The following is a 6,631-nucleotide window of genomic DNA, read 5'->3' as shown; positions in this document are numbered from 1 at the left end:
CAAATGTTTTAACTGTGCGAAAGCGAAGCGGCAGCAACAAATGTTTTAACTGTGCGAAAGCGAAGCGGCAGCAACAATGCGCCCAACCGAAATCAACCCTACGATATGACGGTGATCCAGCGATACGAAGTAAAATAGTTAAAAAAAACGAAGAAATAGTGTGTATAAGATATTTGATGATATTATGGTCAATTGTCATAATATAAAGTATGATAAATACAAATTGAATCAATATTTTGCAAGCAAATAAGAGTTTACTAAAGGATTGATTAGCATGAGTATTTCTATGAAGGATGAAATTTTAAAAAGAATATTAACTGCTAATGGTGAAGCAGTTTCGGGTCAGGAGCTAGCAGATTCCCTTGGAGTATCACGTACTGCTGTATGGAAACATATGCAGTCGCTACAGGAGGAAGGCTATACATTTGAAACGGTAAAGAAAAAGGGCTACGTACTGACGAGTGTACCAAATAGCTTAAGTCCAACACAAATTGAACTATTTTTAAATACGGAACGCTTTGGACGTGAAATTCATTATTTTGATATTGTAGATTCAACACAAACAATCGCCCACAAGCTTGCACAAGAAGGTGCTCCACATGGCACGATTATAATCGGTGAGGAGCAAACTGCCGGTCGTGGTCGTATGGCGCGTCCATGGGAATCTGCAAATGGCACAGGTATTTGGATGACTGTTATTGTGAGACCTGATGTCACTCCTCAACAAGCTTCATCTTATACACTTGTCGTAGCAGTTGCGGTTACGATGGCTATTAAAACATTATATAAACATATTGAGCCAGCCATTAAATGGCCAAATGATTTGCTTATTAAAGGTAAAAAATGTACAGGTATATTAACAGAAATGCAAGCAGAGGCAGACTGTGTACAAGCATTGTTAGTAGGCATAGGTATTAATGCGAATCAAGTCGCTTCAGATTTCTCACCAGAAATCGCGGATATTGCTACATCTTTACGTTTAGAAGCGGGTGAAGAAATTAATCGAGCTGCCCTTGTCGCATCAATTTTACAATACTTAGAACAATTCACGGAATTATACGTGAAGGAAGGTTTTGTCAGCATTAAAAAGCTATGGGAACAAATGTCATGTACGATTGGACAACGTATTGAAGTAACGACTTTACGTGGGCGCTTTGAAGGTATTGCCAGTGGGATAACGGATGAAGGTGTATTACAGCTAACAGAGGATAATGGCACAGTTCGGACAATTTATGCTGGAGATATAAGAATTTTATAGGAACATAAACTACAATGTGCATTCACTTATCTAGCAAGAACGTATATTTTCGAATCTGAAAGTATACGTTCTTTCATATTTTTCAAAATACATTTAGTTCTATATATTTTTTTCTCGTTTGTAGTCTTGTCTAAAGAAGATCAAAGAAAGTAATAGTAAAATTATTGGAAGAAAAAACAACCCAGAGTCATATTTAACTGAATGCTCCATTTTTAGTCCGAACAGGTAAATGAATAATGTAAAAGAGACCGATATAGAGATCGTTCCCGCTATAGTTTTCATTACATGCCCCCAATAAAAAACGCTTATTTTATTTTTTCTATTAACTTATCAATATCATTCCATACATAAATAAGTTCTTCTACTATTTTTCCGCCAATTTTAATTTCGATGTTATTTATATATTGTGCACCATAATATTCATAGAAATAACGTGTTTTATTTTCTGCTAATACTTCGACAAATACTTTTTCATATCCTTTTTGATTACAATAGGTGAATAATTCTTTGAGTAGTTGTTTCCCGATGCCCTTTCCATGATATTCTTCTAAAAGATATATAGAAGTTAAATCAGTTGAATTTGGAACTGAATTTGTTTTTCGTGTGCCAATAGTTGCAAAGCCGATTATTTCTTCAAGTTCATTTTCAGCCACTAATACATAATTAGTAGCATCTGAAATATTATTCTTCCATAGCTCTGTTCTCTGCTCGTAAGATAATTTATTTAAAAAATCGTCTGACAAAATGCCTTTATAAGTTGTTCGCCAACTGTCAACATGTACTTTTCCAATACTTTGAGCGTCTTGAATGTTTGCTTTTCTAATTTTCATATTGATCACCTCGAAAGTCTCACTTTATTTCCAATGATTACGGACGTTTCTGACCCGTTTCACTTTGGATTCCTCCTTAACTTACAAAAAATTAAGCATTACATAGTAGTAGGACTAGTATATATCGAATGGAAATTAATTACCAATGAAAGGGGTGATCATATAAAATTCTTATTGAAAACGCATTATCACAAGGGTATAATTCTACCTTCTAGGTATAGAAAAACAAAATGGTCAAGGAAGGAAATATTTATGGATGTTGTGCCGCTTTGAACGAGAGAGAGGAATTCTGTCCTAGCCTTTGGTCTAAGCTTCTTTGGATTCATTATTCCCAGCCCTGTTCAGTAGTCTATGGCCGGTAATCCAAACTACTACCCCGGTCCCCCATAATATTAGAGCTGAGCTAAAACCTACAGATGTCCACCATACCATAATTTGATGATTCCCCCAGGTAACCTTTACAGGTAAAGTAAAAAGTGTGATTGCCGATAGCAGGCAAAGAAGTGAACCCGAAATATAATAGAGATTGACCTGGAAAAGGTGCGCTAGGGGAAAGAAATGAGCACCAACAATGAGAGCCATAACAGGAACAAAATAATCCAAGTGATTGGTAGATTGACAAATTACGGCGGCAGTGGCTATCAATACGCCTTCTAAACCAAAAATAATACCGAACCACATATTTTTTCGTTTCCAACGATGGGAATCCTCTCCCATCATCTCGTTTGATAATCTTTTAGATTTCATTATCAATACGATTCCTCCAACAAACAGTACAACACCAACTAACAAGGATAAGATCAACAGCCAGAGAAATCCCCAGCCCTGCAATCCTCTAATTCCAATTCCTGCCCACAGAGTACCGAAAAATGCCATGAAGATAACGCCAGAAGCTGTCCCACGCACAGCAGCTCTAGGAATGATGGTTTGCGACATATCATGAACCCTCCTCTTTCAATTTCATTTTAACTCCTTTCAGCAAATGTTTACGTAGCGAAAGTGAAACGTCAGTTACTTTTCAGCAGGTGCCCAAACGTCCTCTGAGCAAGAGAAACACAGGCTAAGACCTTCACATCCTGTGAAAACGCTCGAGTTACAGTGTAGTGAAGTCACGTAAACGTTCAAAATATTTACTACAGGTTTGGCCTACTCAATAACAAGTGGATACACTGGTATTCGTAGGAATTGCCTAAGCCAAGTTTTGGATAAGTGGTGGGTAGTTCAAGACGAATCTCTAATAGAATATGTATACTAACACCTCAGTAATAGTATGAAATGGATGAGCAATTTTTGTACATCTTTGTTCAAGCAGGCATGTACATAGTTAAATTAGCATTTATATTCAGGAAGCGGAAAAAATGAAAAATAAATATGTACAAATTGAAATTATCGAAGATGTAACCCACAAATTATTTACTGGAATAGGTTTTATTATAAAGGGGGATGAAAGGGAGTATGAAAGTGGGAGCCGTATGTTTAACTTCTTTCAGCAAGTGTGTTCGTAGCGAAAGTGAAACGCCAGCTACAAGTGTGTTCGTAGCGAAAGTGAAATGTCAGCTACAAATGTTTTCGGCAGTTACAGAAGTCTCTCACCTCTAAAGGTGGTGAGATGAATGCGGATTTAAACTACTTTTCAGCGGGTGTTTGGACACCCGCTGAAAAAGAGGAACTCACTCTAAGACCTAAAATAGATGAATCTTGTAGCTAACCTTATTTCAACTTTAACTGTAAGTCACCATGAGAAAGAGTTACTTTTAACTGGTTATCACCTTTAAAAGATTGTAATACTTTGCTGTTTTGTTCCTTCTTATCAACTGTAAGATCCCCGAAGTCAGTTTGTAATTCATAGCCAAGCTCATCTTTTTTATTTTGTAAGCGAAGCGTAGTATCTCCAAAGTTAGACGTAATAGTGGATTGACCATTTAATGTACCATCTATGTTAATATCACCATGTTCACTTTCGACAACGAAGCCATTACTTGAAAATTGTTGTAGCTTTATATCACCAAAAGATTGTGTAATCTCTGTTTTATCACCAGTAGTGTCTTTAAATATAATGTCCCCGAAATCTTCAATTATAGTTAACTCCTGATAGTTTAGACCCCGAATGGTTGTATCCCCGAAATTACTATTAAGGACGACGTTTTTCAATTTTACATCTGAAGGAACATAGATTTTGATGGAAGGAGTTCTGAAGCTACCAAATCCGAATTGTAATTTCTTTTTCTGATTCTTTGTTTCAACAGTTAATGTATGATCTTTAACACGGTACGTCACATCATCATTTTTAATAACATTTGTTTCTAATGCAAAACGATCACTAGTAACAATTTCAACATCTCCATAGTGATTGATAACATTGATGTTAGTGAAATCATCTAGTTTATAGGAATTGTTTACTAGTGTATTGTTTTCTGGCAATTGAATGCCTTCATCAGTTAACTCAAAACTCCATTTTCCACCAGAGAAATAACCGACGAGAGCTAGCAGTATACCGAAAGCAATCATAGTAATGGCGATATGGGTATGTCGAGACGTCATTAGTATCCCTCCTTCCGCTTCTTCGTTATTTTATGGAATAGTTTACCTAATACTTCAACACAAACAACAACGATTGTTTTGATCAAACGAGCAAAAATTGGGAATAGCAGGATACCGAGACCAGTTACAATAAAGCCAACCCCCATAAAGAGAATCGCTGTCGGCCAGTGCTGAGTTAAAATGAAGAAGCCTGAAATAAGTGCAACGATTCCACCAAAAAAGATACTTAATACAATTGCAATAATCGCAATGATAACGCTGAATATAACTGCTCCAAATGAAAAAATAAGTGCTATAGCAACTGCAAGTAATGGTAATGAAAGTGGGGCAGATAATATTGCTAGAATGATAATCCAAATCGCAGATATATTTTTCTTAGTCGAAGTTGAAGTTGTTTCTAAATCTTTTAATGCATAATCCGTCATTATTTGTGATGCAACATGAGAAGGAGAACCTAGCTGTTGAATGACCTTCTGTTCGTTTTCTTCTCCTGCTTCATCGAAATATTCCTCATAATAGGCAAGCGCAATATCAATCTCATGCGCTGGAAGACGTTGTAATTTCCCCCGTAGCTTTTTCAGAAAGCTAGCTCTATTCATCATATTTCCCTCCTATAAGTACACAATCAACCATCTCTTTATACTTTTGCCATTCTTTTAATAGCTCCAGTAATCGTATCCGACCTTGTTCAGTAATTTGGTAATAGCGTCTATTCCTCCCTTGGTAGGGCTGATCGTAGGTTGTTAAGCAATCTGCTTTTTGTAAACGACGTAATACAGGGTACAGCGTAGATTCTGATATATCCATTACAGATTGTATCTGCTGTGTTAACGAGTAGCCGTATGCATCCTCTTTATCGACGATGGCAAGTACACAAGCGTCAAGTAAAGCTGAGCCAAGCTGAAATGTCATCTTTTCTCACCTCACAATGTTATACCTATACAAGGTTTTATATTATATGCCGTATAGTATGGTGGAAGTATATTACATATCACGTTGGATTGTCAAATTTTAATCAATTATGCCTCGGTATAATTGCGTCGGAAATCGGCTTTGTGCTTAGGCCTGCACGATGCAGGTCAGTTAGCCGTTATCGCATGGATGCGATGATTTTAGGCTAACATCCCCTAAGAACTTCCTTCCGATTTCCGTGACATCCGAGGCTTTAACTTCTTTCAGCGGATGTTTGTACATTTGCTGAAAGAAGTTAAAAAGTTCAAGCGGAAAATAAAAATGATAATAGTGTCATTTTTTAATTGACAATAAAAGGTATGTTAAATATGATAAAAATGACAATAGTGTCATTTTAAATTTTTGGAGGTAAAGATAATGCCAAAGGTAAGCCATGAATATGTGCAGGAAAAGAAAAACAGCATTTTAGAAGCAGCTATAGCAGTATGTAAAGTTAAGCCACTTTATGACATTTCGATGAGGGATATTATTAAAGCGTCAGGAGTAAGTCAGGGTGGGATCTATCGTTATTATTCAGACTTAGATGAAATACTTATTGAGGTTATTAATCGTGTAAATATTAATGCAGACTATAAACATATTATCGATGAAATTACGGATACGAGTAATTCTCCCACAAAGACAATCATTAAATTATTTAATTTTCTTGGAGAGTACATGAAGGAAAATATATCAACAGTTGGCAAAATTCAATTTGAGCTTACGATTTTATTTGCTAACAATCCAGATAGAGAAAAGAAAATTTTATCGAACATTCATGAGAATGAAAGTGGGCAATATTTGATGCAACAAATTTTTCATTCAATCCAAAAGGGTATTTCTTCAGGATGTTTTCAGCTTGAGATATCGATAAAGGATCTATCTACTTTTGTAATGACGTCCATTGATGGCATTGTGAGGGACGTTGTCTTGCAAAAATGTTATGGGGTGTTCTCGAATGATCAAGTGCAGTTGGATGAGATTCGTTTGATGAATACACTTTGCAAATCCGTATTATTACTATTGGGTACAAGAGAAGGGGAGGATTAAA

General features: G+C 36.2%; 8 protein-coding genes. 3 read left to right on the top strand and 5 right to left on the bottom strand.

What is annotated here, in order from left to right; translation table 11 throughout:
• Positions 1 to 274 precede the first annotated feature (274 nt).
• Entirely contained in the window at positions 275 to 1,258 is a 984-nt protein-coding gene (locus ABNX05_RS17090; protein WP_349660821.1) for a biotin--[acetyl-CoA-carboxylase] ligase, read from the top strand.
• Positions 1,259 to 1,563: 305 nt separating this feature from the next.
• Here the strand turns inward: ABNX05_RS17090 and ABNX05_RS17085 are convergent, their stop codons facing one another.
• Positions 1,564 to 2,088 carry a GNAT family N-acetyltransferase gene (locus ABNX05_RS17085; protein WP_349660820.1) on the bottom strand — a complete coding sequence of 175 codons (525 nt, stop codon included), beginning with the start codon at positions 2,086 to 2,088 and terminating at the stop codon, positions 1,564 to 1,566.
• Positions 2,089 to 2,394: 306 nt separating this feature from the next.
• Positions 2,395 to 3,024: a DUF7010 family protein gene (locus tag ABNX05_RS17080; protein WP_349660819.1), complete on the bottom strand. Its 630-nt coding sequence runs from the start codon at positions 3,022 to 3,024 to the stop codon at positions 2,395 to 2,397.
• A 422-nt stretch (positions 3,025 to 3,446) separates the two neighbouring features.
• Here ABNX05_RS17080 and ABNX05_RS17075 point away from each other — a divergent pair, with 422 nt between their 5' ends.
• A complete protein-coding gene (locus ABNX05_RS17075) occupies positions 3,447 to 3,593 on the top strand; it encodes a hypothetical protein (protein WP_349660818.1) in 147 nt (48 codons plus the stop codon).
• A gap of 205 nt (positions 3,594 to 3,798) precedes the next feature.
• Here the strand turns inward: ABNX05_RS17075 and ABNX05_RS17070 are convergent, their stop codons facing one another.
• Genes ABNX05_RS17070 through ABNX05_RS17060 form a run of 3 tightly spaced genes read right to left on the bottom strand, consistent with a single transcriptional unit; the run spans position 3,799 to position 5,541 of the window.
• On the bottom strand, positions 3,799 to 4,629 hold the full coding sequence (locus tag ABNX05_RS17070; protein WP_349660817.1) for a DUF4097 family beta strand repeat-containing protein: 831 nt from the start codon (positions 4,627 to 4,629) through the stop codon (positions 3,799 to 3,801).
• Positions 4,629 to 5,231 carry a DUF1700 domain-containing protein gene (locus ABNX05_RS17065; RefSeq protein ID WP_349660816.1) on the bottom strand — a complete coding sequence of 201 codons (603 nt, stop codon included), beginning with the start codon at positions 5,229 to 5,231 and terminating at the stop codon, positions 4,629 to 4,631. Before ABNX05_RS17065 ends, ABNX05_RS17070 begins: the two co-directional genes overlap by 1 nt.
• Positions 5,221 to 5,541 carry a PadR family transcriptional regulator gene (locus ABNX05_RS17060; protein WP_349660815.1) on the bottom strand — a complete coding sequence of 107 codons (321 nt, stop codon included), beginning with the start codon at positions 5,539 to 5,541 and terminating at the stop codon, positions 5,221 to 5,223. The genes ABNX05_RS17065 and ABNX05_RS17060 overlap by 11 nt, the downstream gene beginning before the upstream one ends.
• Positions 5,542 to 5,958: 417 nt before the next feature.
• Here ABNX05_RS17060 and ABNX05_RS17055 point away from each other — a divergent pair, with 417 nt between their 5' ends.
• The gene (locus ABNX05_RS17055; RefSeq protein WP_349660814.1) at positions 5,959 to 6,630 is read left to right on the top strand and encodes a TetR/AcrR family transcriptional regulator; all 672 of its coding nucleotides are present in this window, start codon (positions 5,959 to 5,961) and stop codon (positions 6,628 to 6,630) included.
• Position 6,631: the final 1 nt, after the last annotated feature.

Origin of the sequence: Lysinibacillus zambalensis (assembly GCF_040183165.1) — a bacterium.
GTDB lineage: Bacteria > Bacillota > Bacilli > Bacillales_A > Planococcaceae > Lysinibacillus > Lysinibacillus zambalensis.
This window is presented reverse-complemented; position numbering and strand designations above follow the sequence as displayed.

Excerpts from the sequence above, each read along its gene's own strand:
- ABNX05_RS17055 (WP_349660814.1), top strand. The coding sequence starts at position 5,959 with ATGCCAAAGGTAAGCCATGAATATGTGCAGGAAAAGAAAAACAGCATT.
- ABNX05_RS17070 (WP_349660817.1), bottom strand. The coding sequence starts at position 4,629 with ATGACGTCTCGACATACCCATATCGCCATTACTATGATTGCTTTCGGT.
- ABNX05_RS17080 (WP_349660819.1), bottom strand. The coding sequence starts at position 3,024 with ATGTCGCAAACCATCATTCCTAGAGCTGCTGTGCGTGGGACAGCTTCT.
- ABNX05_RS17075 (WP_349660818.1), top strand. The coding sequence starts at position 3,447 with ATGAAAAATAAATATGTACAAATTGAAATTATCGAAGATGTAACCCAC.
- ABNX05_RS17085 (WP_349660820.1), bottom strand. The coding sequence starts at position 2,088 with ATGAAAATTAGAAAAGCAAACATTCAAGACGCTCAAAGTATTGGAAAA.
- ABNX05_RS17090 (WP_349660821.1), top strand. The coding sequence starts at position 275 with ATGAGTATTTCTATGAAGGATGAAATTTTAAAAAGAATATTAACTGCT.
- ABNX05_RS17060 (WP_349660815.1), bottom strand. The coding sequence starts at position 5,541 with ATGACATTTCAGCTTGGCTCAGCTTTACTTGACGCTTGTGTACTTGCC.
- ABNX05_RS17065 (WP_349660816.1), bottom strand. The coding sequence starts at position 5,231 with ATGATGAATAGAGCTAGCTTTCTGAAAAAGCTACGGGGGAAATTACAA.